This window comes from Solibacillus sp. iso_87 (genome assembly GCF_056173085.1).
Map to the genome: position 1 here is coordinate 3,852,404 of NZ_CM149656.1, position 26,948 is coordinate 3,879,351.

Consider the following 26,948-nt stretch of genomic DNA (forward strand, 5'->3'; position numbering starts at 1 on the left):
CTCCCGCCTCCAGACTTACGTAGGGAAAGGGATAGGCGGGAGATCAACTACCCGTAAAAGCCCGATTGGTTCGTACAACAAGATGTTGGTCACACAAGCGTTGTCACAGGATGTGACGGTTTTAGCTTGTGTTCCTTCTAATCAGCGAGGATGAAGATCCCCCACTGATTGAAGTTTCACTTTATGCTTTAACTAAAAGAATCGTTGCCATTGCTGCAATTCCCTCTTCACGGCCAACAAAACCTAACTTCTCTGTTGTTGTCGCTTTTACATTTACTTGTGAAGGTTCCGCATTCAATAATTGTGCTATACGGTTTTGCATTTGTGAGATATATGGAGCCATTTTCGGGCGCTGTGCCATAATCGTACAATCCACATTTCCTAATTTATATCCGCGCTCTTCTACCATCTTCCAAATGTATTCAAGTAACTTCGCTGAATCGGCATCTTTCCACTCCGGATCTGTATCAGGGAAGTGACGGCCAATATCCCCTTCACCAATTGCACCTAATGCCGCGTCTGTCACTGTATGTAAAAGTACATCGGCATCCGAATGACCTACTAAGCCGCGCTCATGTGGAATTGTAATCCCACCTAAAATTAATGGACGTCCTTCTGCAAATTCGTGAACGTCAAATCCTTGTCCAATTCGAAACATATCGTTGCTAGCCTACATAGTAAACTAGCTTTCACCTACTTTCTGCTAATCTCATTATCATTAGTATAATCAACTTGTCCGAAAAAAGCCTCGCAAACCTATTTTCTTTTCAAGGTATCTTCTATTTTCGTTGTTTTAAAATAGCTTCCCCAAAAATCAGATCTTCCTGCGTTGTCATTTTTACATTCTCATAACTGCATTCCACGATATGAATATCATGCCCTAAACGTTCAACGAGCATTGCTTCATCAGTTCCTAAAAAACCTACCTTTTCGGCTACGTCTTCAGCTTCTGCCAGTAAATCGTAACGGAACGCTTGCGGCGTCTGAACCATCCATAAAGATTCACGGTCAACAGTTTCTTTAATTAGGCCGTTATGGACAACTTTCATTGTATCCTTTGCACGAACCCCTGCAATAGCTGCTCCTTTTTCATAAGCGACTTTTGCAAGCTCGGTAATCTTCGGAATCGTAATAAAAGGTCTTGCAGCGTCATGAACAAGGACAACATCCACTGCATTCATTTCTTTAATGCATGAATGCACTGAGTGTTGCCGTTCTTCACCACCTGTAGGCATACCTTTTACTTTTGCAATATTATACTTTTCGATGAGCGACTGGATAAATGGACGTTCCTCATCTTTTACGGCAAGCCAAATACCCGTACAGTTTTCATCTTGTTCAAAAACAAGAAGTGTATGAACTAAAATCGGTTTATCCGCTAAGTTTAGTAATAATTTATTTTGCCCGGCACCCATGCGCTTTCCACTTCCTGCTGCCGGTAAAACAACTTCATAACGCAAAATGCTTCACATCCTAATCCTCTTTTGGCTTGGCAAAAATCATTCGCCCTGCCGATGTTTGAAGTACGCTCGTTACAGTAACTGTAATTGCCTGGCCAATATAGCTTCGGCCGCCTTCTACTACAATCATTGTTCCGTCATCTAAATAGGCAACACCTTGATTGTGTTCTTTCCCGTCTTTAATGACAACGACTTGCATATCTTCACCTGGAATAACGACCGGTTTCACCGCGTTTGCCAAATCATTAATATTCAATACTTGTACACGGTGCAGTTCACAAACTTTATTTAAATTGAAATCATTCGTCAATATTTGAGCACTCATGTTTTTTGCTAAACGAACCAGCTTTAAGTCCACTTCAGACACATCTTCAAAATCCACTTCCGTAATAAGTACCTTTGAAGCACGTTCGTCCTGAAGACGTTTTAAAATATCGAGACCTCTGCGACCACGCGTACGCTTCAATGTATCAGATGAATCCGCAATATGCTGGAGTTCTGTTAATACAAACTGAGGCACGACTAAAATTCCTTCAACAAAGCCTGTTGTTGAAATATCGGCAATACGCCCATCAATGATGACACTCGTATCAAGTAATTTGTACTGCTCCTGAACTTCCTTGACAGATCCGTCACTTTGCCGCTTTTTCGTAGATTTCCCGGAAAAAATCTGCAATAGCTCATCCCGTTTACTGAAACCTAACCGGAAACCGAGATAGCCCAGAACAATGGATAAAATAGCAGGAACAACAGCGGTAATAACAGGAATGTTCATTTGATTGATTGCGACACCGACTAATGTTGCTACACATAGTCCCACAATTAAACCGAGTGTACCAAACAGTAGATCCGCTGCAGGCAATTTGAATAATACTTCCTCTAACCAAGTAATTAATTTTACAAAGTAATCAGATAATGCAAACGATAAAACGAATAATAAAGCAGCACCTATCGCGACACTGAAGTATGGATTATTAAGCCAAGGATTGGATGATAAGTTCATGAATGCATATAAGGGCGGTAAGAAAATAAGGCCTAATGCTCCACCGATAAATAAAAATGCTACTTGAATTATTTTCTTCAACATTTGTTTCACCTCCAGTTAATAATTATACATCTAAAGTTTCATTCATGCGAAGCCCAGGTACCAAAAGACAGGGCAAATAATCAACAAACTGCAATTCCATTCCAATATTAGGATTTTACCCATTTTTTAAGATTATTCCCTATTTTTTTAGTTAAGTTTTACGCGATACTAATTCAAAAATGACGTACTTCATTCTAAATTCCCACTACCGGTAGTTTAATCAAATTAATGTATATTTTATTTTAGTATAATAGAAAATTTCAACTTAGAAGAGGAGAGTACGTTTTGAATACTGCAAAAGAAGTAAAAATTTCTACAGCTGACCCGTCTGCAATTGGTTTATTCGGTTTGGCGATTGTAACATTTGTTGCTTCCACTCAAAAGTTAGGCTGGACAGATGGCTTAGGTTTGGTTATTCCTTGGGCAATATTTTTAGGAGGTATTGCACAATTTTACGCATCTGTATTAGATTCAAAGCATAATAATACATTTGGTACGACGGCATTCAGCGCATATGGTTTGTTCTGGATGGGCGTAGGTATGAGCTGGTTCGTTCAAGCCGGTTTATTTGGTGCAACATTACAGGTATCTGCTGATACAACTCAGCTCGGTGTTGTGTATTTAGGTTATTTAATCTTTACCCTATTTATGACGATTGGTGCAGCTCAAACAAATAAAGTTCTATTCGCCATCTTCGTCATGATCGACTTCTTATTTATCGGTCTGGCATTAAGCTCATTTGGAATTATGGAGAACGGCATGCATTTACTTGCAGCTTACTCTGAGTTAATCATCGCTCTTTTATCACTTTACGGTGCTGGGGCCAATGTACTGAACAAGCATTTCAGCTTCAACTTCCTGCCGATTGGAAAGCCTTTTGGCATTTTCACAAGAGAAGCATTTTTAAAGAAAGAAAAAGGCATGAAAATATTTCCACTTTCCATGCCTTTTGATCGTATTACTAAAAACGTATTCTCTATAAATTTTGGAAAGATTCCCGCAGTGCATCGCTGATTGTTTCGACGCCAACGACTTGAATGTCCGGCGGGAATTCCCAGCCACCAATATTAGAAGCTGGAATAAAGGCGCGTTTAAATCCTAGCTTTGCCGCTTCCTGAACACGCTGTTCAATTCGCGAAACGCGGCGTACTTCACCAGTTAACCCGACTTCCCCGATAAAGCAGTCTGTCGGACGTACTGTCTGATCTTTAAAGCTTGAAACAATACTTGTTAATACAGCCAAATCAATCGCTGGCTCATCCAGCTTCACGCCACCCGCAACTTTAATATACGCATCCTGTGCCTGAAGCATCATGCCCATGCGTTTTTCCAATACCGCCATTAAAAGCTGTACACGGTTTTGATCAACCCCTGTTGCCATACGTTTCGGATAATTGAAACTCGTTGGTGTAACAAGAGATTGTATTTCTACCAAAATCGGGCGTGTCCCTTCCATAGATGCAACAATCGTCGAACCGGGGGCACCTTGCGATCGCTCCTGTAAAAATAACTCAGACGGGTTCAGTACTTCCTTTAATCCTCCATGGAGCATTTCAAAAATCGCAATTTCATTTGTAGATCCAAAACGGTTTTTCTGACTGCGTAAAATCCGATGGTTATGATGGCGTTCCCCTTCAAAGTAAAGCACCGTATCTACCATATGTTCTAAAATACGCGGTCCGGCAATCTGACCTTCTTTCGTTACATGACCAACAAGGAAAATAGCAATATTTTTTGTTTTTGCAATACGCATCAGTTCCGCGGTACATTCACGCACTTGCGACACACTGCCTGGTGCGCTTGTTACTTCCGGATGGTGTACCGTTTGAATGGAATCGACAATAACAAATTTCGGTTGTACTTCATCAATTGTTTGATTTAAAAACTCCAGATTCGTTTCCGAGTAAATATAAAGCTCCGGCGTATGTACACCTAAACGTTCAGCTCGCAGCTTCGTCTGACGTACAGATTCTTCACCGGAAATATATAAAACACGTTTTCCCTGATTGGAAAGAAGCGCCGATACTTGCAGTAATAAAGTCGATTTTCCGATACCTGGATCACCGCCTATCAATACAAGCGAACCTGGTACGATACCGCCTCCGAGCACACGGTTGAACTCATTCATTTCTGTAGCGATACGTGTTTCTTCCTGTACCTCCACATGAATAATAGGTGTTGCCTTTGTAGCGGTTGTAGAATGCTGGAACGCACCACGCGGACCTTTTGTGATGACTTCGACTTCTTCATTCATCGTATTCCACTCACCACAGCCAGGACAGCGCCCCATCCATTTTGCCGCTTCATAGCCACAGCTGCTGCACATAAATTTAGACTTCTTTTTTGCCATTTTGCTAGCTCCTTCGAATGTTTGTTCTATAATTGTACACGAATCAAAATCGAATACCCACTAATCTGTCACGAAATTCATTCTAGGCTAGCGTATCCCATAAAAATAATTTCTGTTTAGTTTGTATTCCCCGATTTCTAACGACGAGAGTGAAAAAAAGAGACGAAGCAGGAATTACCCGCCTCGTCTGTTTTTGTTAATTCGTTGCTACTTTTTCTTGTGTACGTACGACAAACTCATCATCTGCATAATCCAGTACGACTGTTTGCGTCTTATCCAATGTACCTTTTAACAGTTCTTCGGATAAGCGGTCTTCCACATGTTTTTGTAATGCACGACGTAATGGACGCGCACCATATTGTGGATCATAGCCTTCTTCCGAAATTTTCTCAAGCGCTGCATCTGTAAGTTGCAGTTCGATATCCTGCTCTTTCAGACGATTCGTTAAAGAGTTAGCCATTAATGATACGATTTCTTTTAAGTGTTCCTTTTCTAATGAATGGAACACGATCATTTCATCAATACGGTTTAAGAACTCTGGACGGAACGCTTTTTTCAGTTCTTCCAGCATTGTGTTCTTCATGTCTTTGTCTTTCGATGCATTTACACCGGCACCGAATCCTACATGTTTGCGGTATTTCAGAGCATCTGCCCCAACATTCGATGTCATAATGACTACTGTATTGCGGAAATCAACAACACGGCCCTTTGAGTCAGTTAAGCGGCCGTCTTCCAACACTTGTAATAAGATGTTGAATACATCCGGGTGCGCTTTTTCAATTTCATCCAACAGTACAACCGAATATGGCTTGCGGCGGACTTTTTCTGTTAATTGACCACCATCGTCAAATCCGACATAGCCTGGAGGTGAACCGACTAAACGAGAAGTCGAATGTTTCTCCATATACTCAGACATATCTACACGGATCATCGCATCTTCATCACCGAACATTACTTCGGCAAGTGCTCGTGCTAGTTCCGTTTTACCTACCCCTGTAGGACCAAGGAAGATGAATGAACCGATTGGACGTTTCGGATCTTTTAAGCCTGCACGTGCACGACGGATTGCACGGGAAATTGCCTCTACTGCTTCACCTTGACCAACTACACGTTTGTGTAATTCTTCTTCAAGGTTTAATAACTTCGCAGATTCTGCCTGTGCGATTTTCGAAACAGGAATTCCCGTCCACATCGCCACCACTTGTGCGATGTCGTCTACATATACTGTAGACTCTTCTTTGCCTTGTTTTTCTTTCCACTCTTTTTTCAGTTGTTCAAGCTCTTGTTTCAGCTTCTGCTCTGTATCACGCAATGCAGCTGCTTTTTCAAACTCCTGTCCTGAAACAGCGGCATTCTTTTCAGACTTGATGTTTTCCAATTTATCTTCCAACTCTTTTAAGTTAGGTGGAACAGTATAAGAGCGTAAGCGCACTTTCGAACCAGCTTCATCAATTAAGTCAATTGCTTTATCCGGTAAGAAACGATCTGAAATGTAGCGATCCGATAATTTTGCAGCCGCTTCTACCGCTTCATCCGAAATTTTCACACGGTGATGTGCTTCATAGCGGTCACGTAAACCATTAATAATTTGGATTGTTTCTTCAACAGATGGCTCATCAACTTGGATTGGTTGGAAACGACGCTCTAATGCCGCGTCTTTTTCGATATATTTGCGGTACTCATCCAATGTTGTCGCACCGATACATTGCAGTTCGCCACGTGCCAATGATGGTTTTAAAATATTCGACGCATCAATTGCACCTTCAGCGCCACCTGCACCGATTAATGTATGAAGCTCATCGATGAATAAAATAATATTGCCAGCCTGGCGAATTTCATCCATCACTTTTTTCAGACGGTCTTCAAATTCCCCACGATATTTCGTACCTGCAACAACTGTACCCATATCAAGCGTCATTACACGTTTATCGCGCAGCGTTTCCGGTACTTCATTATTGATAATTTGCTGTGCCAAGCCTTCTGCAATAGCCGTTTTACCGACACCTGGTTCCCCGATCAGTACCGGGTTGTTTTTTGTACGACGTGACAGTACTTCTACAACACGTGTAATTTCTTTTGAGCGACCGATAACCGGGTCAAGTGAACCTTCACGCGCTACAGCTGTTAAATCGCGGGCTAAACTATCAAGTGTTGGTGTATTTACTGTTTGTGTCATGCTGGAATTACCACTAGTGTTTGAATCATTATTGCCTAATAAAAGTAAAACTTGTTGGCGTGCTTTATTGATGCTTACACCTGTATTCGCCAATACGCGGGCAGCAACCCCTTCACCTTCACGAATTAAAGCTAATAAAATATGCTCTGTTCCGACATACGCATGCCCTAATTTACGTGATTCATCCAATGAAAGTTCGATTACCTTTTTAGCACGTGGTGTGTAATGTACGATTGGGCCTACATCTTCAGTACCTTTTCCAACGAGTTCCTCAATGCCAGTTTCAATCATTTGAGGGCTAATATTAATTGCTTCCAAAGCTTTAGCGGCAATTCCGCCACCTTCACGAATTAAGCCAAGTAAAATATGTTCAGTTCCGATTTCTTTATGCTTAAGACGAATTGCCTCTTCTTGAGCAAGTTGTAATACCTTCTGAGCACGTTGTGTGAATCGATTAAACATCATAGAAAATCCTCTCCTTTTTCCCCATTGTTTGTAGCTTCATCTTGCTCGTTTAACTTTTCTTGCAACAGCTTCGCACGATACATATCACGCTCTGCTGGTTGTAACGTAGTACCAATATATTGCTGAATGAGTCCAGGTTGCATAATAAGCATGCACTCATTTAGTTTACGCTGTGAAATTGCTTCTAATAATCCTAAACTTACCCCAAGACGTACATTTGATAAACAGCTTGCCGCTTCTTCACTCGTTAAAATTTTTGCGTACTTCAATGTACCAAGGGAACGGCTTAAGCGGTCTTCCAACATCGAGGGGGCACGCATCAGCAAATTTTTGCGGGCAAGTTCTTCTTTTTTGATTACTTGCTCTACAACATCCTGAAGCTCCTGCAAAATCATTTCTTCTGATTTACCTAATGTGATCTGGTTTGATATTTGATAAATATTCCCTAAATTTTCACTGCCTTCCCCATATATACCCCGCACAACCATTCCTAATCTTGTCATCATCTGAATTAATGGATTCATCTGTTTCATCATTGTGAGTGCTGGTAAATGGAGCATGACAGAAGCTCGAAGTCCTGTTCCGACATTTGTTGGGCAACTTGTCAAATAACCATAGCGGTCTTCATATGCATACGCAATTGACTTACTTAAGTAGCGGTCAATATTGCGAGCCTTATCAAATGCTTCTTTTAAATTCATCCCTTGAGTAAGACTCTGTATGCGAATATGATCCTCTTCATTTACTAATATGCTAATGGATTCATCTTTTGTTAAAAAAAATGATCCAATTTTTTTTCTTCGTGCCAAATTCGGGCTGATCAAATGCTTCTCCACTAAAATTTGGCGTTGTAAAACCGGCATATCTTTTATTTGGAAATAGGAAAACTGATATGGGTTGTTATCCGAAGATAATAATGACTTCATCAATTTTTCTTCGATTATTTGTGCTTCCTGTTCTGTAAAACTTATCGGAAATCGAGTATTGGCAATATTACGAGCAAGCCGAATGCGCGTGCTAATGACGATATCGGAATCGCTTTCGTGTTGCATCCAGCTGGGACTGGCATTCGTTAAAAAATGCTCGATGTTCATGCGTTCCCCTCACCTTCCTGTTTTATTTTACTTTCCAATTCCCTTACTTCATCACGTATGGAAGCTGCATCTTCAAAACGCTCTTCCGCAATAGCTTGCTGCAGTGATGAACGGAGCTCTTGGATTTGTTGTTCTACTTTTTCTTTTGAAGGTCCTTCTTCCACATACCCTACATGCTGAGTACCTGCCTGAAGACGTTCAAGTAGCTGTGGTAATTGCTCGCTAAATGTTTCGTAACATTGACCGCATCCAAATTTCCCTTGCTTTAAAAACTGTCGGTACGTAAACCCGCAGGAAGGACAGGATTTTGGGCTGTTTGTATTCGTTGTCGTACTTTCTTTCTTTGCATTCACAGGTACAAAATTGAACCAATTTGAAATAAGCTGCTGAAGAGATGCAGGCTCTTCATTTACGTCAAATTGAAATGGATGAAATTGAGTGGCACATACTTCACAGTAGTGACGCTCCACTTTTTGACCATTGTGAACTTGAGTAACGGTAACATTGGCATGACGCTGTTTACAATGCTCACATATCATAATAATCCACCTCTACTTTTCAAAAGAAATCGTTTGTAGCATTGCATGCATAATACGTGCTCTTAGCTGATCACGCAGCGGTAAACCTACCTGTAATGTGACCCGGTCTAAAGCGGCCTTCATAATGCTTGCTTCTCGCTCTGTAATAATGTCCTCATCCAATAACCGGAAAATAATACGTTCAGCATTAGTTTGAGCAATTTCGTTACCTATTTGTGTTTCCATTTCGTCCAATAGATTTTTCTTAGAGTGGATCGTTACTCGCAAAATCCGAATATAACCGCCACCACCCCGCTTACTCTCTACATAGTAGCCATGCTCGGTCGTGAAACGCGTATTGATAACGTAATTGATTTGGGAAGGAGCACAGGCAAATTGCTTTGCTAATTCATTTCGCTTTATTTCAATAAGTCCCTGTCCCTCTAATTCAATAACTTCCTTCAAATACCCTTCAATTATGTCAGATATATTCCTCATGCTGTCTCTCACCTCTCATCAACTGACTTTGACTATCTTTGACTTAAATATACAATATTTTTTTTTTGAAATGCAACTAATCACTCTTGTTTTAGGTTTCCCTATTTTTACATTAATAAATCCCTATTTATGTAAAAAAAGCGATAAGGTGTTTTAAACAAACCTTACCGCTTTTATGAACTTTGCCAAATTGAGGATAAATTATACCCAGCGTCCTACAATTGGATAATTCCAGTGCTGATCAGATAATGCTTTTACAATACCGATGACCGGTGCAATCCAGAAGATGAGTAAAAATACTAATAGGAATGGTAAACCAATTAACAATACAGAAAGAACTCCTGCAATGGCTATTAAAATTCCGAATACGACTTGGAAAAGCAATGCTTGGATTGCTGTACGCTTTACTTCATCTTCAGAACTTATTAAGAAAAACAGAATCGGTACTAGGAACGGCGCAAAGAATGCACTGGCATGAATAATGATTTTCGACCATTTAGATTCCATTTGTTATCAACCTCACTTTAGTTTATTAGCTTATTTACGGATAATATTCGTAAAAGTTTCATAGAGAGGACAAAAATCCCGAATTTTTATTTCGAGATTTCTTTTGATGTCTATATTTGATTAATATGGGCCTCTATCTTTCGGGTTATCCCCTTCTTGTGGGAATAAAAAGTAGGAAATAACTGCGGTTAAGATGGTTGCTCCAATAACTATTAAAATGCGGTCACGGTAGCCTACTTCTGCATAATTGTTTACTAGCATGATATACGATGCGATCGCAACTCCAAGCGACAATGGTAAAACAAATTTTAAACGCCCTTTATGAAACTTCATCATTACAACGCCTTTCACTATTTACTGCATCCATTTTAATAGTTATATTACCTCAAATACAAATTACTGTAAATTTTTAATCTCTATAGAAATATTAATATTTCATCCGATATAAACAGTAAAATAGTATTATTTAATAATACATGAATCGAGGAAGAACATGGGTATTCTGTTTTCTAGAGCAACAAAAGTTTCAAACAAGCCTTATTTTGATATTGCAAATTATGCACAGCAAGTAAACCTGGATGTTTCAAACTATCCTAACTTACATAAACAGCTTCAATTGCTAAATTTAACGAAAGAGGATTTAGCCGTGATTAAACAGCTGGAACCTTTTGCAAAACAAGTTGTTCCAGTTATGGTGGAGAAGTTTTATGGTGCGATTAGCTTAAGTCCGGAGCTTGTGGATATTATAGGAAGTTCAGCTCGAATGGAGCGTCTTAAAGGGACATTAACAAAGCATTTAGAAGCGATGTTCAACTGTAATATCGATTCAAATTATATAGAGGAACGACAAACGATTGCACATGTCCATGTTAAAATCGGACTGCAATCAAAGTGGTATATTGCATCATTCCAATCGCTAATGACCACGTTTATCGACTTTATTAGTAAAATTGAAATGTCAAATGAAGAAATGGCTAAAGCAATTAATGCTTTTTCAAAACTAATCAACTTTGAGCAGCAGCTTGTGATTGAAGCATATGAAAAAGAAGAGCAGCGCATTCGTACTGAAAGTTTGGAAATGAAATACCGAATTGTGGAGCGAATTCAACATACTGCACAAGAGTTAACGCATATTAGTGATCAGACAAATGCCTCATTACAGGAAATTGCGAGTCAATCCGAAGAAATTGCTTCCAACACAACACAAGGATTAAATTTAGTAGCGGAAACAGAAAATAAATCAACGACAGGGACTACATATTTAGTTAACCAGACAGCAATCATGACAAACATTTTAGATCGTGTGGACACTCTTGAATCATCAATGGTTAAATTGCGTCAATCGTCCAAAAAAATTGCTGAAATTGTAGGGTTAGTAACAGGGATTGCCGATCAGACAAACTTGCTTGCATTAAATGCATCTATTGAAGCAGCACGTGCAGGTGAACATGGGAAAGGATTTGCCGTAGTAGCTGATGAAGTTCGAAAGCTTGCTGAGGAAACTAAAAATGCGGTACAAAACGTCTCTCATTTAATTAAAGAAACCGAACTTAGTATTTCACAAATGTCCGACTCTGTTTCAAGTGTTGATGAGCAAGTAAAAATGAGTGTGGATACGCAAAAAAACTTGGCGGATTCCTTTACATCAATTACTGAAGCCGTACATGGCATTAAAACGCAATATGAAAACACGAATGAAGACATTCATGCCATTTCATCTGTTATTACCGGTTTAACACATACAACAAACAATGTGTTAACATCATCGGATTCATTGCTCCACATTGTTCAGGAACTGCATGATTAATTTTGCTTAAATACTAAAAGAAGGTGGAACATAACCCATAAATGCTATTTTTCTCTGTGAGAAAAATAGCATTTTTTTTGCTGTGCGTTAAAATATCCGTTTCTTAATAAGGGTTTTCTTTTTATTAATTGGTACTTCTACCACTGTACAAAACCCTTTTTTATGCACGCCGTTTTTTTGATAATGCTCGCTTTTGTTTTCGATGCTCCTGACGAATCGGGCCTGTTTCAAATAAATGGCGTTCGAAATCTGTCTCCGGCTCAACACCCGGTACTTCCTTCGGCTTGCCGTTTTCGTCGATCGCGACCATCGTTACGAATGATTCCGTCGTTAATTTCTTTGCACCTGTTTTAATATTTCTTGATACAACCCGTACATATACTTCCATCGAAGTACGACCTGTTCCAGATACAACAGCTTCCAACTCAATCATATCCCCTGCATAGGCAGAGGATACGAAATCTACTGAGTCAAAAGAAGCAGTAACGACTTCACCTTGGCAATGTTTCATTGCAGCAATCGCCGCGATTTCATCAATATATGCTAACACTTTTCCTCCGAATATCGATTGATGATGATTTGTATCAGGAGGTAGTACTAATCGTGTTTGGATAGATTTTGAAAAGCTCATCGGCAGAGTATTTTTCATAATCTTCCTCCTTTCTAAACTACACTCCATGTTACTATTCAGAAGATGGAAGTGCTAGTACAAACTATTCATAATTCAACTTCATTGTAATAAATTTTAAATCGGTCATTTCTTCCACTGCATACTTAATGCCTTCTTTACCGTAGCCGCTCATTTTGACGCCACCATACGGCATATTGTCTACACGGAATGTTGGAATATCGTTAATGATCACCGCGCCTGCTTCAATCTCTTCAGCAGCTTTCATCGCATCTGTTAATACATTTGTGTAAATACCCGCATTTAACGCAAGCTCCGATTTATTTACAAGGGCAATTGCCTCATCCAGTGTTTCATACGGCACAATGGATACAATCGGCGCAAAAGTCTCCTCACAAACAATTCTCATATCAGGCTTCACATTCGTCATGACTGTTGGAGAGCATGTGCGTTCTGTAAATTCAGCTCCTGCTGCAACCGTTGCACCTTGCTGCTTCGCCTCTTCAATCCAGTTTTTTATACGGCTAACTTCATCAGGATGAATCATTGCACTCACATCTGTTTTTTCATCATGCGGATCTCCAACAACTAGTTTCTTTGTCTCTTCAACAAATAATTTTGTAAATGCTTCATAAATTGAGGTATGAACATAAATACGTTGCAATGAAATACATACTTGTCCGGCAAATCCAAATGCACCGCCTACACCACGCTTCATTATTTTTTCAAGCGGTGTTGAAGGTTCTACAATGAGTGCCGCATTTGAACCAAGCTCTAATGTAATTTTTCGCAAGCCGATTTTTTCTTTAATTTTTAGACCAACCGCACCACTACCTGTAAATGTCACTTTTTTTACAAGTGGATGTGTTACAAGTGGTTCGCTCAACTCCCCGCCGCTGCCTGTTACAATTTGCAATGCGCCATCCGGTAAACCTGCTGCTTTGAAAATTTCAGCCATTACAAGTGCACTTAACGGAGTTTGAGATGCAGGCTTTAATACAACCGTATTCCCTACAGCAAAGGCTGGCCCTAATTTATGGGCTACGAGATTAAATGGAAAATTAAACGGTGTAATCGCAGAAACTACGCCTAATGGAACTCGCTTCGTATAACCGATTCTGTCTTTTACGCCTGGTGCTGCATCCATCGGAATCGTTTCTCCTGTACTTTGTTTTGCCGCTTCTGCAGCAAACTGGTAGGTCGCAATCGTACGGTCTACTTCGGCAATACCTGCTGATATCGGTTTTGCCGCTTCATCCGCCAATATTTTCGCAAGTTCTTGTTTACGTTCCCGCATAATCGTTACGACTTTGTATAAAATTTCCGCGCGTTCATAAGCAGTTGTTTTTTTGAATGACTGGAATGCTTGGTGGGCACCTTCAATTGCACGCTCCACGTCCGCTGCCGTTGCTTTTGCTACATTTGCAAGTACTTCTCCCGTATAAGGTGCTGATAACTCAGTCGTTTTATTCGTACTTTCCCACTGGCCATTGATCCATAATTTTGTCTGTTTCATTTAATTCACTCCTTACTATTGTTTACCCAAATTAAAAAAATATATCGAGAATATCGAATGCTAATAAAAATGGGATATCACCTATATAATCGCTCATCGCAAGAGCCTGCATAAATAATAAACTATCTTTGAAATCGGATAACATATTGTTTTCCATCAAACTTTTCAGCACATACTGGGCAGCGGTCATTAAAGCATACGCTTGCATATCCACATACATCGGAAGTTTGACGAGTGTCTGTTCCATTTCTACAATTTCATCGACAACTTCCGATGTAGCTCCTGCTAAAGCAAGCAAAGCTAAATATGGATAAAACCTTTTCTTTACTTTCAAGCCACTATTAATAAATGACTGCTTCATCGCAACTACATAATCTACTAATACAGGCTGGAATTCTTCGTCATACAATGGCAATAGCTGTGTCAGTGCCTGTAGGGCATCTCCATTTTTAAACCCTTTACCGTGTAATGCAACATAGTATTTCCGCATTGTTTCGGCGAGCTTAACCGGGTCACTTTGCTTCTTCGTCATTAAAACCGCATACGGGATATCATCTTTGCCCGTCAGGAAGAAATGATACTTTTTCATTTCGTCATGTAAGATTTTTGCTTTTTTTGCATGTGCTTCGTCTCCTAAAAAAAGCGCTGCAATTCGTTGATAACCACTGCTTTTAAACCCTGCTTTCAATAACGCCTTTTCATTGAAACTTACTCGCTGAAGCTCCTGTTCAGGCTGCGGATGCAAGACGAAATGGGCTAACATTTTATACGTTAAAACCGATCTATTTGATGTCGTAGAGAAGAACTCGAAGAATGATTGCTTGGATTTTTGGCTATGTATATCTTTTACATTTTTCTCGAATAAAGGACCGTTAAATGTTTCACGTGAAAATGTAAATTGCACCGCTAACGGTATCCGGGCATTGCTTTGAACATCCGCACCGAAAAATAGCTCCATCCGCTCATTATTGTTTTTAAGTAATTGTATAAAAGCTGTTTGATCCATCAGTTCACACTCCTACTTATAATTATACGCCAAAATTTTTGAAGTGAAAAAAATTTGCTTTTTCATAAAAAAAGAGAATGCTGATTGTCGAACCAGCATTCCCTTTTATAACGTTATACTTGAAGCTCATCAAGCTCTTCTTTTGTGAAGGCCCTTGATCTAGATAAAAAGCGCTTCCCTTCGACGCCTTCCAACGAAAACATACCACCACGTCCATCGACGACATCAATAATAATCTGTGTATGCTTCCAATAATCATATTGGTTTTTGTGCATATAAAACGGACTTCCGCCAATATGACCAAGCAATATATCCTGGTTGCCGATAATTAAATCGCCATCAGGATAACACATTGGGGACGAACCATCACAGCAGCCTCCGGATTGATGGAACATAACCGGACCGTGGCGTTCTTTCAACTTCTCGATTAATTGCAGTGCTGCATCGGTTGCTATAACACGTTCAACCAAATTTTGCATCCCCTCTCTTAGAAGAAGCCTAAGCGGTTTTCATCATAGCTTACTAAAAGGTTTTTCGTTTGTTGATAGTGGCTTAACATCATTTTATGGTTTTCGCGTCCTACACCACTCATTTTGTAGCCGCCAAACGCCGCATGTGCCGGATATGCATGGTAGCAGTTCGTCCATACACGTCCTGCCTGAATGCCGCGGCCAAAACGGTAAGCGGTATTCATATCACGTGTCCAAACACCTGATCCCAATCCGTATAATGTATCATTTGCGATCTCCAAAGCTTCTTCTTTCGTTTTAAATGTTGTTACAGCAACAACCGGACCGAAGATTTCCTCTTGGAAAATACGCATTTTATTATGACCTTTAAATACAGTCGGTTTAATATAGTAGCCTTCTGCAAAGTCGCCGCCTAAATCATTTTTCTCGCCGCCGATTAAGCATTCCGCGCCTTCTTCTTTACCGATTTGTAAATAGGACTGGATTTTCTCCATTTGTTCCGATGATGCTTGAGCACCCATCATTGTATCTGTATCTAAAGGGTTACCTGTTTTAATTGCTTCTACGCGCTTTAATACGCGCTCCATAAATTTCTCGTAAATCGATTCCTGAATAAGTGCACGAGAAGGACATGTACATACTTCACCTTGGTTTAAAGCGAATAATACGAAGCCTTCCACCGCTTTATCCAAGAATGCATCGTCTGCATCCATAATATCTTCAAAGAAAATGTTCGGTGATTTACCGCCCAATTCAAGAGTAACCGGAATTAGATTTTGTGATGCATATTGCATAATAAGGCGACCTGTCGTCGTCTCACCGGTAAACGCAATTTTACCAATGCGTGGATTCGAAGCTAACGGCTTTCCTGCTTCTAAACCGAAGCCATTCACAACGTTCAGCACACCTGGCGGAAGTAAATCTTCAATTAGCTCAACAAGCACTAAAATGGATGCTGGTGTTTGCTCAGCCGGCTTTAATACGACACAGTTTCCTGCAGCTAAAGCAGGTGCCAATTTCCAGACAGCCATCAATAACGGGAAGTTCCATGGAATAATTTGTCCAACTACACCGATCGGCTCATGGAAGTGATATGCCACTGTATTTTCATCAATCTGACTAAGAGACCCTTCCTGTGCGCGTAAAGCACCCGCAAAGTAGCGGAAGTGATCAATGCCCAAAGGTAAATCTGCATTCAATGTTTCACGTACTGCCTTACCGTTATCCCATGTTTCTGCAACGGCCAGCATTTCTAAATTTTGTTCCATACGATCTGCAATTTTAAGTAAAATATTCGAGCGCTCAGTTGCTGATGTCTTACCCCAGGCATCCTTTGCTGCATGTGCTGCATCTAAAGCAAGCTCGATATCTTCTTCCGTAGAACGCGCCACTTGGGTATATACTTTACCAGTTACAGGGGTAATATTGTCGAAGTACTCCCCTTTTACTGGCGGTGTCCATTTACCACCGATAAAGTTGTCGTAACGCTCCTTGAAATTTACTAATGCGCCATCCGTGTTTGGATTTTGATAAACTGCTGCCATTGAAATCTCTCCCCTTTGCACAAATTATGGTGACCATACCTTCTCATAAAAAGGCAGTGCTGAAATTCATGCTGTAAAGCTCACTCTTCCGTGAGAGGTATCTTCATCTATTATATTGTCAGAAAAGTTGAATCATTTCAAATATTAAACTACGATTTTCTGATTATTTTATTATTCTTCACTCTGTTATACTGAAAATGAAGAGAATACTATAATAAAAATGTATAAAATGGGTAAATTCCAGTAAAGATAGGTTTGTACATTATATAATCAAGCGTCATTTTGAACGAAGTATTACAAAATTACAGATAAACTCATGTATACTGAAGATATTCTATTAGTAGGTGAAAAATTATGAGAATCAATAAATTTTTAGCAGAAACAGGCATCGTTTCCCGTCGTGGTGCAGATAAATGGGTAGAAGACGGCCGTGTAAAAATCAATGGGGTTGTTGCGACAAACGGCAGTCAAGTTGAAACAGGCGATGAAGTATTAGTTGATGGCAAGCCTGTAAAGAGACAGGAAGAATTAGTCTATATTGTACTGAATAAACCAGTTGGAATTACGAGTACAACGGAAAAACATATTGAAGGAAATGTTGTGGATTTTGTAAACCACCCGCTCCGTATTTTCCATATCGGACGTCTGGATAAAGATTCAGAAGGATTACTGCTTCTTACAAATGACGGAGATATCGTCAACGAAATTTTACGGGCAGAAAACCACCATGAAAAGGAATATGTTGTGCAGGTAGACAAGCCGATTACTGATCAATTTATTCGTGACATGAGTTCGGGAGTGGAAATTTTAGATACAACGACATTACCTTGCCGAGTAGAAAAGGTATCTTCAAAAGTATTTAAAATTATTTTAGAGCAAGGATTAAATCGCCAAATTCGTCGTATGTGTTCTGCTCTTGGCTATTCTGTACAGCGATTACAGCGCATTCGTATTATGAATATTCATATCGGCAATTTAAAAGTCGGACAGTGGCGTGACCTTACAGATAAAGAAAGAAATGAACTGTTCCAATTACTGAACTACACATCAAAGCAATAAGGACTGTTCTCATAATGTGAACGTGCTTCTACATGCAAAGGGGGTATCATCATGCTGACAATTAAACCAACTGAAAATTTAACAGGATTAACGGTAAGTGGAGATTTTTGGGATTTAGATGATATTATTCATGCAATTTATGAAGTAATCGGGGAAGAAAAGCGCTACTTTCATTATGAAGGAGTAAGACAGCGCCTATTATCATTTTGTTTAAAAATGCGCCAGGCTTCCAAAGGCGAACAACAAATTGATTTCGTGGCGAATGGTATGAATAAAGAGACGAAAAAGAAAATGAACGCCATTATTCCAGAACGAAATATTTATTACGGGGTCAATTTTTTATTACCTGAACTTGTCTTTGCAGCACTAGCATTAAATGATTTCATTTCTCTTTATAAACAGCCTATAAATAATTCGGAGTGGAGCATCGCTGTTACATCGGTTCGTAAATTCCAAGCACTTGTTGCTGACGCAATCGCCTCTTTCATGACAAAGGAGCATTACGTGGCATTCTTAACGAGGCTTCATACTAATTCACCTTTGTTCCATCAGTATGCAACACAGTATGTTGATATTTTAAATTTGGAGTATTTATCATTATCCAAAGAGGAACGTGCAGCACATATTACATCGTTCGCTTTACGCTTTTTAACAGAGGATGAGACATATAAAGTGCTCAATCAGCAGCTTTTAGGGGTGACAAGCATTTCAAAGCAATCAATCCATGAAGTGGAGCTCACTTTCAAATATCCGGAAGAGGATACCATCGTTTGGTAGCCTTTTAGGAGCCTTAATAATAAAAGTCCGCTATTTTCAAGTTGAAAGTAGCGGACTTGTTTTCATTTTATAATCCGCCTAAATAAGCGGCCCTTACTTCATCGCTTTCCTGCAGTTCTTTTGCTGAACCTGTCAGGACGATTTTGCCTGTTTCCAAAACATAGGCACGGTGGGCAACTGATAATGCCATGTGGGCGTTTTGCTCTACAAGCAGTACCGTCACGCCTTCTTTGTTAACCATTTCGATAATGTTGAAGATGTTTTTTACCATGAGTGGAGCAAGACCCATTGATGGCTCATCCATAATGATCAGCTTTGGCTTAGCCATTAGAGCCCGGCCCATCGCAAGCATTTGCTGTTCACCGCCTGATAACGTCCCTGAAAGCTGCTTACGTCGTTCTAACAGACGAGGGAATAACTCAAATACATGATTTAAATCCTTTTTTATAGCCTCTCTGTCATTTCGTAAATAGGCACCTAATTCCAGATTTTCTTCCACTGTCATATTTGAGAATACACGACGGCCTTCCGGTACATGGGAGATTCCTGCCTTTACAATCGATTGTGCCGGCTTTCCATCAATTGCCGTACCTAAATACTCAATCGAGCCGCGCTTTGGTTTCAGTAAACCTGAAATTGTTTTTAGCAATGTGCTTTTCCCTGCTCCATTGGCACCGATTAGTGTAACAATTTCACCTTCTTTTACTTCGAGGGAGATTCCTTTCAATGCTTGGATATTACCATAGAAAACATCGATATCATTAATTTTTAGCATATTATTCTGTAACCTCCTCACCTAAGTACGCTTCAATTACTTTCGGATTTGAACGTATTTCATCAGGTGTTCCATCAGCAATCAATTGTCCATGATCAAGCACGTAGATCCGTTCGCAAATCCCCATAACTAAGTTCATATCATGTTCGATCAGTAAAATTGTTAAATTAAATTCCTTACGAATGAAAGCAATAAGTTCCATCAAATCATGTGTTTCCTTTGCATTCATCCCTGCTGCCGGTTCATCCAGCAATAGTAGCTTTGGTGCGGCAGCCAATGCCCGGGCAATTTCCAGTCGACGCTGCATTCCGTATGGCAAATTTTTCGCAAGCTCATCCCGGTATACATCAAGCCCGAAGATTTTCAAAAATGCCAATGACTCCTGTTCCATTTTCTCTTCGCCTTTAAAGTGACTTGGTAAACGGAAAATGCTCGACACTAAATTATGTTTTGCCAAACCATGGTTTGCGACTTTTACATTATCCAGTACAGATAACTCTTTAAATAGGCGGATATTTTGGAATGTCCGGCTAATTCCTTGGCGTGTCACTTTATAAGGATCCAAACCGCCAATTGATTTTCCGTTGAATAGAATTGTGCCTTCCGTTGGTGCATATACACCTGTCAGCATATTAAATGTTGTTGTTTTCCCTGCACCATTCGGGCCGATTAAACCGATCAATTCTCCTTGATTCATATGCATTTCTACATTTTGAACAGCTTTTAAACCACCAAACTGAATACCTAGGTTCTCTACTTTTAGAAGTGCACTGCTCATACGCGTGTACCTCCTTTTTTACCAAACTTGAAGTATGCCGTAATCTCTTTTGAGCCTAATAAACCTGTAGGACGATAAAGCATAACTAATATTAAAATCAGTGAGTAAATAATCATCCGCGTTTCCGGGAAGTCCTGTAAATACGTAGAAACGAATGTTAATAATACTGCAGCAATAACAGAACCAGATAAACTGCCCAAACCGCCCAATACGACGAATATTAATATATCGAAAGATTTCAAAAATCCGAATGCAGTCGGCTGAATAATATAGTAGTTATGGGCATAGATTGCACCTGCCACTCCAGCGAAGAACGAACCGATTGCAAATGCGACAACCTTATAATACGTTGTATTGATACCCATTGCGTCAGCTGCGATTTCATCTTCCCGTATCGAAATACACGCACGACCGTGGCGCGAATTCGTAAAATTGGAGATGACAAGAATGGTAATGAAAGTTGCAAAAAAGGCATATGTCCATGTAGACTGATGGGCAACTTGCAAGCCTGCTGCACCACCTACATAATCGGTATTCACAAATACAATTCGAATGATTTCTGCAAACCCAAGCGTCGCAATCGCCAGGTAGTCACCTTTTAAACGAAGTGATGGAATACCTACAAGTAATCCGGCAAGTGCTGCAACAATAGCACCAATTAAAATAGCTGTAATAAATGGCATGCCAAATTTCATTGTACAAATAGCCGATATGTAAGCTCCGACAGCCAGGAAACCTGCATGCCCTATCGAAAACTGACCTGTAACCCCGATAATGACGTGTAAACTTACCGCCAAAATAATATTGATACACATTGCGATGAACATATTTTGATAGTAGAACTGGATAATACCGTTGGAAATCATTAATTGAACAACTGCATAAATCACAAGTGCTAGGACGGCATAACCCCAAAAGATTTTCGATTTTTTCATGCTGTTCACCTACACTTTCTCGCGAGTATTTTTACCGAAAATACCCGCTGGACGTAATATTAGAATTAAAATCAGGATGACAAATGCGGCTGCATCTCGCCATAAAGAATATCCGAGCGCCGAAACGACTGTTTCAACAACCCCTAGTACAAGACCGCCTACCATTGCCCCCGGAATAATGCCAATACCACCTAAAACAGCGGCAATGAAAGCTTTAATACCAGGCATAATCCCCATTAACGGATCGATACGTGTATAGTAAATACCAAAAATTACGCCCGCAGCTCCTGCCAATGCTGAACCAATTGCGAATGTGGCTGAAATCGTATTATCTACGTTAATGCCCATTAAGCGAGCTGCATCTGCATCATGGGAGACGGCGCGCATCGCCTTACCGATTTTTGTTTTATGAACAATGAATTGTAATAAGATCATTAAGAAAATCGAAACAGATAAAATAAAAATCGCTAATGTACTGATCTGTGCACCGAAAATTTCAATATTCTTCGTTGCAAATACATTCGGGTACGCCTCCGGAGAAGGACCTCTAAAGAAAATTACCGTATACTCGATTAACAGTGAGACACCAATTGCCGTAATAAGAGCTGCAATCCGAGTTGCATTTCGCAGTCGTTTATAAGCGACACGCTCTATAATTACTCCGATGACAGCACATAATATCATCGCGATAATAAGGGCTAAAAAGACATTCATTTCCCAACGCGCAATAGCATAAAAGCCGATAAAAGCACCAAGCATGAAAACGTCACCGTGGGCAAAATTGATGAGCTTAATAATTCCGTATACCATCGTATAGCCTAGTGCGATTAATGCATAAATACTACCTAGCGAAATACCATTCACTAATTGTTGGATCCATTCCATACAGTTCACTCCTTTTTCTCTATTAATGTATGAAAAAAAAAGGGAGGCTAGTTCCGCCCCCCTTACTCGTAAAAAATTAAGGATTAACTTTAGAGTTGAACTGTTGTTTGCCGTCTACGAATTCTAGAACTGTTGCTGATTTTACTGGGTTGTGGTTTTCGTCAACTGTGAAAGTACCTGTTACTAAGCTTAAATCTTTCGTTGCTGCAAGCTGCTTCTGAATTGCTTCACCTGTAATGTCTCCATCTACACGTTTAATCGCATCTACGATAAAGTAAATAGAATCATAACCTAATGCATGGAAAGCGTTTGGTGATTGGCTGTACTCATCATTAAATGCTTTAACGAAATCCTGAATCTTTGAATCCGGATCTTCAGACGAGTAGTGGTTCGTAATAAACGTATTATTTAACGCATCAGCACCAGCTAATTCAATTAAAGTTGGCGAGTCCCAACCATCAGCACCCATTAACGGAACGGTAATACCTAATTCACGGGCTTGTTTTACGATGATTCCTACTTCCTCATAGTATCCAGGGATAAAAATGAAATCAGGATTTTTCCCTTTAATGTTTGTTAATTGAGATTTAAAGTCTACGTCCTTAGCAACATACGCCTCTTCAGCAACTACTGTTCCACCGTTTGCAGAAATAGTCTCCTTGAATGATGCCGCTAAACCTTTTGCGTAATCTGAAGCATTATCCGCGAAAATCGCCACATTTTTAGCTTGTAGTTCATTAGTCGCGAAGTTTGCTGCTACCGTCCCTTGGAATGGGTCGATGAAACATGTACGGAATGCATACTCATTTATTGAGCCATCCTCGTTTACTGTTACATTTGGCGCAGTACCTGAGCCTGTAACCATTGGAACTTTATGCTGAGCTGCAATTTGTACCGTTGCCACCGAGTTACCTGAAGTAGCCGGCGCCAACATTGCCACTACCTTTTCCTGTTCTGCCAATTTCATCGCAGCAGAAGTTGCCTCAGCTGTTTCTGATTTATTGTCGACTGGAATGTACTCCAGCTGTTTGCCATCTATACCGCCTGCTGCATTAATTTCTTCTATCGCCAATTTTGCACCATCATTAATCGATGATCCGTAAGAAGCTACAGCACCAGATAATTCTAAGTTTGCTCCGATTTTAATAGTGTCGCCAGCTGCATTATCGCCGCCACCTGATCCAGAAGAACTAGAGGTATCATCACCGCACCCAGCCAACACCCCTGTTAATAATGCTGTTGCCATGAATAATGAACCATACTTTTTTGTCTTTTTGTGATTTGTCATCATCATTTCCCCCTTAGTCATACTCCAAATGTTAGATATTTCTGATAATTATAACCAATACCTTACATTCGCACAATCTAAATTTTCAATATTCAGAATAAAGTTTACGAGAATAATATAAACAATCATTCCAACTTCTGTATTGTAAACGAATAATAATTATTAGTCTAGTACGATTATTCTGCTAATTTTATGTATTCTAAATTTACAGTTTATTATTTTATTAATAAAAAAATCGCCGTTTATTTTTCCGGAATCCGAAAAACGACGATACGTTCATTTTCATTTTTTTCATGTCGTAATTTTATATCTAAATAGCAATGAAGTAACTGCTCTTCTTGTAAAAAATCCATATATTCAGAGGATGGATAATATAAAATAATATCTACCATTCTCGGATACAGAGTGATGGAATCCATAACATGCTTCATAAACTCACGAAATACATGGATCGAAAAGGGGTTGAAGAAGAAAAAGACATTATCATGCTTTGTAATTTCATATGTTTCGGCAATGATATTCAAAAATTGAATCGGTGCTTGTTTCTTCTTTACTTTTTTTAAATATTGCTCTGCATTATGCTCTGCTTCTGTAAAAAACTTCTGATCCATTTCAATACCTTTAACGGGAATATGGAAGCGATGATATATATAAATAGGAACTCGCCCTTTTCCACAGCCGATATCCAGAAAACGTGCATTATCCGGTAGCTCGTAGCATTCGAATAATTGTTCCAGCCCGCTGTAAGGTGTTGGTTCATAGCGATGGTACTTTGCTAATTTGGGGAAACCGTATTGATATCCGGTCGTTTGAATGTTTAGCATATGATCATATTGCTGTTCGTTCATTCGTTCACCTCACAAGTTTGTTAGAAATTTTATATTACGATAACGTTAATCCAAATTGAAGCTATATTTAAGCTCATGTTCAAGCAGCCACTGTTTTCTCCATAAACCGCCTGCATACCCTGTAAGTTTCCCATTTTGGCCGATAACCCGGTGGCATGGGACGATAATACTTATGACATTTTTGCTGTTTGTCATCCCAACTGCGCGGACCGCCTTTTCATTTGCTATTTGTAGGGCAATTTCTTTATAGGAAGCAGTTTTTCCGTAAGGAACGGTTGTTAATGCTTGCCATACCGATGTTTGAAACATCGTTCCCTCTAATTTATAAAGTACCGAAAAGTCTTTGCGTTGACCTTTAAAATATTCATCCAGTTCTATGCGGCAGTCTAATAATAGCTGAGGGGTATCATTAGTTGGGAAGTTTAGCATTTCTTCTCGCTCTGCAAATAATACCGATGCTATAAAATGTTCGGTTCCTGCAATTTCAATAACGCCTATTGGTGAAGCATAATCTAATTTATACATCGTAATCCTCCTTCTCCAAATTTTACTATAGCGTAATTTCTTTATTAAAAAAAGAACCTTTAATCCGACAATGATTAAAGGTTCTTTCTATTAACAATTATGCTTTGTTTAAACCTAAAGCTTTCGTTGTTGTTTCATGTACTTCTTTAAGAAGTGCTGTATTTTCAACTAAGTTTTCACCGTAAGATGGAATCATTTCCTTAATCTTAGGCTCCCAAGCTTTCATTTCTTCCGGGAAGCATTGATTGATTACTTTTAACATAACAGATACAGCTGTAGAAGCACCTGGAGATGCACCTAGTAATGCTGCAATAGAACCATCATGTGCAGTTACAACTTCAGTACCGAATTGTAATGTACCTTTACCAGCGTCTGTGTCTTTAATTACTTGAACACGTTGACCTGCAACACTGATTTCCCAGTCTTCTGATTTAGCAGCAGGGATGAATTGACGTAATTCTTCCATACGTGCTTCTTTTGAAAGAACTAATTGAGAAACTAAATATTTGCTCAATGACATTTCTTTCACACCACAAGCAAGTAGTGTCAACAAGTTATGTGGTTTGATTGATGCAAATAAATCCATATTTGAGCCTGTTTTTAAGAACTTCGGAGAGAAGCCTGCAAATGGTCCGAATAATAATGATTTTTTACCATCGATATAACGAGTATCTAAGTGTGGTACTGACATCGGTGGCGCGCCAACCGCTGCTTTACCATATACTTTCGCATGGTGTTGGTTAACTACTTCTTCATTGTTACAAACTAAGAATAAACCAGAAATCGGGAATCCACCGATATGTTTTGATTCAGGGATACCAGATTTTTGTAGTAACTCAAGGCTACCACCACCAGCTCCAAGGAATACAAATTTCGCAGTGTGGTATTCAACTTTACTGTTTTCTTTGTTATGAACTTTCACTTCCCAAGAACCATCTTTTAAACGCTTAATATCTAAAACATTATGGTTGTAGTTTACATCTACATCTTGCTTTTGTAAGTTCGAGATTAATGTACGAGTTAACGCCCCAAAGTTAACATCCGTACCAGAATCAATTTTTGTTGCAGCAATAGGTTCACTTGAAGTACGTTCATTCATAATTAAAGGAATCCATTGTTTTAGTGTTTCAGGATCATCTGAGAATTCCATACCTTCGAATAATGGATTTGCTGTCATTGCTGCATGACGCTTTTTAAGATATTCGACATTGCCAGCACCTTGTACCATACTCATATGCGGTAGAGGCATAATGAATTCTTCCGGTTTCTCGATTTGCTTTGTGTTAACTAAGTGTGTCCAAAATTGTAGTGAATCTTGGAATTGTGTGTTAACGTTAATCGCTTTAGTAATATCGATTGTTCCGTCTTTTTTCTCGCTTGTGTAGTTAAGCTCACATAAAGCGGCATGCCCAGTTCCGGCATTATTTAATTCGTGAGAGCTTTCTTCACCAGCTTTAGCTAAGTTCTCAAATACTTTGATTTTCCAATCCGGTGCTAATTCTTTAAGCATTGTGCCTAAAGTAGCACTCATAATTCCGGCACCAATTAAGATAACGTCTGATTTGATATGCTTGTTACTCATTTTTACCTTCCCTTACATATATATTAAGATTTTTAGAATAATGTAAGCGCTCTATTTTACTATCGACAACCCTATATAGGAGACGATTCCATTGATTCTATATCATTTATTACCTTATTGTAGTGTAACACAATTGTGAAAAGATTAAAATATATACAGACTGGGCCTTTGCAAGCAAGTGAAAAGGTTGTCATTTGCGAGAAAAGAGGAAACATTTGTGAGCATATTTTGTAGAAGCTTAAAATTATTTATTTATTTTTTCTTTATTTTCCAACAACCTTTTTCTAACTATTTTGTCTATTTAAAGTTATGCTACAATGAGAAGCATATACTTTTCATTAAATGGAATTTCTATTAATATCAACTTGAA

At 39.4% G+C, this 26,948-nt stretch carries 26 protein-coding genes and 1 pseudogene; 4 read left to right on the forward strand and 23 right to left on the reverse strand.

The window, feature by feature from the left end; all coding sequences use genetic code 11:
* Nucleotides 1-181: 181 nt before the first annotated feature.
* From ispF to AC0VXV_RS19730, 3 genes are all read right to left on the reverse strand, one after another.
* A complete protein-coding gene (ispF, locus tag AC0VXV_RS19720) occupies nt 182-658 on the reverse strand; it encodes a 2-C-methyl-D-erythritol 2,4-cyclodiphosphate synthase (RefSeq protein WP_251690903.1) in 477 nt (158 codons plus the stop codon).
* A 121-nt stretch (nt 659-779) separates the two neighbouring features.
* Nucleotides 780-1,460: a 2-C-methyl-D-erythritol 4-phosphate cytidylyltransferase gene (gene ispD / locus AC0VXV_RS19725; protein ID WP_475529769.1), complete on the reverse strand. Its 681-nt coding sequence runs from the start codon at nt 1,458-1,460 to the stop codon at nt 780-782.
* A 13-nt stretch (nt 1,461-1,473) separates the two neighbouring features.
* A complete protein-coding gene (locus AC0VXV_RS19730; protein ID WP_079523511.1) occupies nt 1,474-2,547 on the reverse strand; it encodes a PIN/TRAM domain-containing protein in 1,074 nt (357 codons plus the stop codon).
* A 285-nt stretch (nt 2,548-2,832) separates the two neighbouring features.
* On the opposite strand from AC0VXV_RS19730, the pseudogene AC0VXV_RS19735 reads away from it, so the two are divergent.
* Nucleotides 2,833-3,441: pseudogene (locus tag AC0VXV_RS19735) on the forward strand (acetate uptake transporter); the annotation flags it as partial.
* 82 nt (nt 3,442-3,523) lie between these two features.
* Here the strand turns inward: AC0VXV_RS19735 and radA are convergent.
* The 7 genes from radA to AC0VXV_RS19770 form a co-directional block, all read right to left on the reverse strand.
* On the reverse strand, nt 3,524-4,897 hold the full coding sequence (radA, locus tag AC0VXV_RS19740; protein ID WP_079523513.1) for a DNA repair protein RadA: 1,374 nt from the start codon (nt 4,895-4,897) through the stop codon (nt 3,524-3,526).
* A gap of 196 nt (nt 4,898-5,093) precedes the next feature.
* On the reverse strand, nt 5,094-7,538 hold the full coding sequence (locus AC0VXV_RS19745; protein WP_475529770.1) for an ATP-dependent Clp protease ATP-binding subunit: 2,445 nt from the start codon (nt 7,536-7,538) through the stop codon (nt 5,094-5,096).
* Complete coding sequence (locus AC0VXV_RS19750) at nt 7,535-8,632, reverse strand: protein arginine kinase (protein ID WP_475529771.1); 1,098 nt, start codon at nt 8,630-8,632, stop codon at nt 7,535-7,537. The genes AC0VXV_RS19745 and AC0VXV_RS19750 overlap by 4 nt, the downstream gene beginning before the upstream one ends.
* Nucleotides 8,629-9,171 carry a UvrB/UvrC motif-containing protein gene (locus AC0VXV_RS19755; protein ID WP_079523516.1) on the reverse strand — a complete coding sequence of 181 codons (543 nt, stop codon included), beginning with the start codon at nt 9,169-9,171 and terminating at the stop codon, nt 8,629-8,631. The genes AC0VXV_RS19750 and AC0VXV_RS19755 overlap by 4 nt, the downstream gene beginning before the upstream one ends.
* Nucleotides 9,172-9,183: 12 nt before the next feature.
* The gene (locus AC0VXV_RS19760; protein WP_475529772.1) at nt 9,184-9,648 is read right to left on the reverse strand and encodes a CtsR family transcriptional regulator; all 465 of its coding nucleotides are present in this window, start codon (nt 9,646-9,648) and stop codon (nt 9,184-9,186) included.
* A 201-nt stretch (nt 9,649-9,849) separates the two neighbouring features.
* On the reverse strand, nt 9,850-10,155 hold the full coding sequence (locus AC0VXV_RS19765) for a DUF4870 domain-containing protein (RefSeq protein WP_079523518.1): 306 nt from the start codon (nt 10,153-10,155) through the stop codon (nt 9,850-9,852).
* A 120-nt stretch (nt 10,156-10,275) separates the two neighbouring features.
* Nucleotides 10,276-10,506 (reverse strand): acyltransferase, encoded by a 231-nt coding sequence (locus tag AC0VXV_RS19770; protein ID WP_475529773.1) that lies wholly within the window; start codon nt 10,504-10,506, stop codon nt 10,276-10,278.
* Nucleotides 10,507-10,648: 142 nt separating this feature from the next.
* Here AC0VXV_RS19770 and AC0VXV_RS19775 point away from each other — a divergent pair, with 142 nt between their 5' ends.
* Nucleotides 10,649-11,962 (forward strand): protoglobin domain-containing protein, encoded by a 1,314-nt coding sequence (locus AC0VXV_RS19775; RefSeq protein ID WP_475529774.1) that lies wholly within the window; start codon nt 10,649-10,651, stop codon nt 11,960-11,962.
* Nucleotides 11,963-12,122: 160 nt separating this feature from the next.
* Here AC0VXV_RS19775 and AC0VXV_RS19780 read toward each other — a convergent pair whose 3' ends face one another.
* The 5 genes from AC0VXV_RS19780 to adh all read right to left on the reverse strand — a co-directional run bounded on the left by AC0VXV_RS19780 (nt 12,123) and on the right by adh (nt 17,126).
* A complete protein-coding gene (locus AC0VXV_RS19780; RefSeq protein ID WP_008407032.1) occupies nt 12,123-12,611 on the reverse strand; it encodes an acyl-CoA thioesterase in 489 nt (162 codons plus the stop codon).
* Nucleotides 12,612-12,675: 64 nt separating this feature from the next.
* Nucleotides 12,676-14,106, reverse strand: a complete 1,431-nt coding sequence (locus AC0VXV_RS19785; protein WP_475529775.1) for an aldehyde dehydrogenase family protein — start codon at nt 14,104-14,106, stop codon at nt 12,676-12,678.
* 31 nt (nt 14,107-14,137) lie between these two features.
* A complete protein-coding gene (locus AC0VXV_RS19790; protein ID WP_475529776.1) occupies nt 14,138-15,112 on the reverse strand; it encodes a DUF4003 family protein in 975 nt (324 codons plus the stop codon).
* Nucleotides 15,113-15,225: 113 nt separating this feature from the next.
* A complete protein-coding gene (locus AC0VXV_RS19795; RefSeq protein ID WP_079523523.1) occupies nt 15,226-15,582 on the reverse strand; it encodes a DUF779 domain-containing protein in 357 nt (118 codons plus the stop codon).
* Between the two features lie 17 nt (nt 15,583-15,599).
* The gene (adh, locus tag AC0VXV_RS19800) at nt 15,600-17,126 is read right to left on the reverse strand and encodes an aldehyde dehydrogenase (RefSeq protein ID WP_475529777.1); all 1,527 of its coding nucleotides are present in this window, start codon (nt 17,124-17,126) and stop codon (nt 15,600-15,602) included.
* Between the two features lie 354 nt (nt 17,127-17,480).
* Here adh and rluF point away from each other — a divergent pair, with 354 nt between their 5' ends.
* Entirely contained in the window at nt 17,481-18,185 is a 705-nt protein-coding gene (gene rluF / locus AC0VXV_RS19805; RefSeq protein ID WP_475529778.1) for a 23S rRNA pseudouridine(2604) synthase RluF, read from the forward strand.
* A 51-nt stretch (nt 18,186-18,236) separates the two neighbouring features.
* The gene (locus AC0VXV_RS19810; RefSeq protein ID WP_475529779.1) at nt 18,237-18,962 is read left to right on the forward strand and encodes a DUF6904 family protein; all 726 of its coding nucleotides are present in this window, start codon (nt 18,237-18,239) and stop codon (nt 18,960-18,962) included.
* 67 nt (nt 18,963-19,029) lie between these two features.
* Here the strand turns inward: AC0VXV_RS19810 and AC0VXV_RS19815 are convergent, their stop codons facing one another.
* The 8 genes from AC0VXV_RS19815 to mqo all read right to left on the reverse strand — a co-directional run bounded on the left by AC0VXV_RS19815 (nt 19,030) and on the right by mqo (nt 26,578).
* Complete coding sequence (locus AC0VXV_RS19815) at nt 19,030-19,737, reverse strand: ABC transporter ATP-binding protein (protein WP_475529780.1); 708 nt, start codon at nt 19,735-19,737, stop codon at nt 19,030-19,032.
* A 1-nt stretch (nt 19,738) separates the two neighbouring features.
* Entirely contained in the window at nt 19,739-20,515 is a 777-nt protein-coding gene (locus tag AC0VXV_RS19820; RefSeq protein WP_475529781.1) for an ABC transporter ATP-binding protein, read from the reverse strand.
* Nucleotides 20,512-21,450 (reverse strand): branched-chain amino acid ABC transporter permease, encoded by a 939-nt coding sequence (locus AC0VXV_RS19825; protein WP_475529782.1) that lies wholly within the window; start codon nt 21,448-21,450, stop codon nt 20,512-20,514. The genes AC0VXV_RS19820 and AC0VXV_RS19825 overlap by 4 nt, the downstream gene beginning before the upstream one ends.
* Before the next feature lie 9 nt (nt 21,451-21,459).
* Nucleotides 21,460-22,335 (reverse strand): branched-chain amino acid ABC transporter permease, encoded by an 876-nt coding sequence (locus tag AC0VXV_RS19830; RefSeq protein ID WP_079523531.1) that lies wholly within the window; start codon nt 22,333-22,335, stop codon nt 21,460-21,462.
* 76 nt (nt 22,336-22,411) lie between these two features.
* Nucleotides 22,412-23,623 (reverse strand): ABC transporter substrate-binding protein, encoded by a 1,212-nt coding sequence (locus tag AC0VXV_RS19835; RefSeq protein WP_475529783.1) that lies wholly within the window; start codon nt 23,621-23,623, stop codon nt 22,412-22,414.
* Nucleotides 23,624-23,865: 242 nt separating this feature from the next.
* The gene (locus AC0VXV_RS19840) at nt 23,866-24,471 is read right to left on the reverse strand and encodes a class I SAM-dependent methyltransferase (RefSeq protein ID WP_475529784.1); all 606 of its coding nucleotides are present in this window, start codon (nt 24,469-24,471) and stop codon (nt 23,866-23,868) included.
* A gap of 45 nt (nt 24,472-24,516) precedes the next feature.
* Nucleotides 24,517-24,996, reverse strand: coding sequence for a methylated-DNA--[protein]-cysteine S-methyltransferase (locus AC0VXV_RS19845; RefSeq protein ID WP_475529785.1), 480 nt, complete (start codon nt 24,994-24,996; stop codon nt 24,517-24,519).
* Between the two features lie 97 nt (nt 24,997-25,093).
* Nucleotides 25,094-26,578: a malate dehydrogenase (quinone) gene (gene mqo / locus AC0VXV_RS19850; protein WP_475529786.1), complete on the reverse strand. Its 1,485-nt coding sequence runs from the start codon at nt 26,576-26,578 to the stop codon at nt 25,094-25,096.
* Nucleotides 26,579-26,948: the final 370 nt, after the last annotated feature.

Excerpts from the sequence above, each read along its gene's own strand:
- ispF (WP_251690903.1), bottom strand. The coding sequence starts at position 658 with ATGTTTCGAATTGGACAAGGATTTGACGTTCACGAATTTGCAGAAGGA.
- AC0VXV_RS19730 (WP_079523511.1), bottom strand. The coding sequence starts at position 2,547 with ATGTTGAAGAAAATAATTCAAGTAGCATTTTTATTTATCGGTGGAGCA.
- radA (WP_079523513.1), bottom strand. The coding sequence starts at position 4,897 with ATGGCAAAAAAGAAGTCTAAATTTATGTGCAGCAGCTGTGGCTATGAA.
- AC0VXV_RS19745 (WP_475529770.1), bottom strand. The coding sequence starts at position 7,538 with ATGATGTTTAATCGATTCACACAACGTGCTCAGAAGGTATTACAACTT.
- AC0VXV_RS19750 (WP_475529771.1), bottom strand. The coding sequence starts at position 8,632 with ATGAACATCGAGCATTTTTTAACGAATGCCAGTCCCAGCTGGATGCAA.
- AC0VXV_RS19755 (WP_079523516.1), bottom strand. The coding sequence starts at position 9,171 with ATGATATGTGAGCATTGTAAACAGCGTCATGCCAATGTTACCGTTACT.
- AC0VXV_RS19760 (WP_475529772.1), bottom strand. The coding sequence starts at position 9,648 with ATGAGGAATATATCTGACATAATTGAAGGGTATTTGAAGGAAGTTATT.
- AC0VXV_RS19765 (WP_079523518.1), bottom strand. The coding sequence starts at position 10,155 with ATGGAATCTAAATGGTCGAAAATCATTATTCATGCCAGTGCATTCTTT.
- AC0VXV_RS19775 (WP_475529774.1), top strand. The coding sequence starts at position 10,649 with ATGGGTATTCTGTTTTCTAGAGCAACAAAAGTTTCAAACAAGCCTTAT.
- AC0VXV_RS19780 (WP_008407032.1), bottom strand. The coding sequence starts at position 12,611 with ATGAAAAATACTCTGCCGATGAGCTTTTCAAAATCTATCCAAACACGA.
- AC0VXV_RS19785 (WP_475529775.1), bottom strand. The coding sequence starts at position 14,106 with ATGAAACAGACAAAATTATGGATCAATGGCCAGTGGGAAAGTACGAAT.
- AC0VXV_RS19790 (WP_475529776.1), bottom strand. The coding sequence starts at position 15,112 with ATGGATCAAACAGCTTTTATACAATTACTTAAAAACAATAATGAGCGG.
- adh (WP_475529777.1), bottom strand. The coding sequence starts at position 17,126 with ATGGCAGCAGTTTATCAAAATCCAAACACGGATGGCGCATTAGTAAAT.
- rluF (WP_475529778.1), top strand. The coding sequence starts at position 17,481 with ATGAGAATCAATAAATTTTTAGCAGAAACAGGCATCGTTTCCCGTCGT.
- AC0VXV_RS19810 (WP_475529779.1), top strand. The coding sequence starts at position 18,237 with ATGCTGACAATTAAACCAACTGAAAATTTAACAGGATTAACGGTAAGT.
- AC0VXV_RS19815 (WP_475529780.1), bottom strand. The coding sequence starts at position 19,737 with ATGCTAAAAATTAATGATATCGATGTTTTCTATGGTAATATCCAAGCA.
- AC0VXV_RS19820 (WP_475529781.1), bottom strand. The coding sequence starts at position 20,515 with ATGAGCAGTGCACTTCTAAAAGTAGAGAACCTAGGTATTCAGTTTGGT.
- AC0VXV_RS19825 (WP_475529782.1), bottom strand. The coding sequence starts at position 21,450 with ATGAAAAAATCGAAAATCTTTTGGGGTTATGCCGTCCTAGCACTTGTG.
- AC0VXV_RS19830 (WP_079523531.1), bottom strand. The coding sequence starts at position 22,335 with ATGGAATGGATCCAACAATTAGTGAATGGTATTTCGCTAGGTAGTATT.
- AC0VXV_RS19835 (WP_475529783.1), bottom strand. The coding sequence starts at position 23,623 with ATGACAAATCACAAAAAGACAAAAAAGTATGGTTCATTATTCATGGCA.
- AC0VXV_RS19840 (WP_475529784.1), bottom strand. The coding sequence starts at position 24,471 with ATGAACGAACAGCAATATGATCATATGCTAAACATTCAAACGACCGGA.
- AC0VXV_RS19845 (WP_475529785.1), bottom strand. The coding sequence starts at position 24,996 with ATGTATAAATTAGATTATGCTTCACCAATAGGCGTTATTGAAATTGCA.
- mqo (WP_475529786.1), bottom strand. The coding sequence starts at position 26,578 with ATGAGTAACAAGCATATCAAATCAGACGTTATCTTAATTGGTGCCGGA.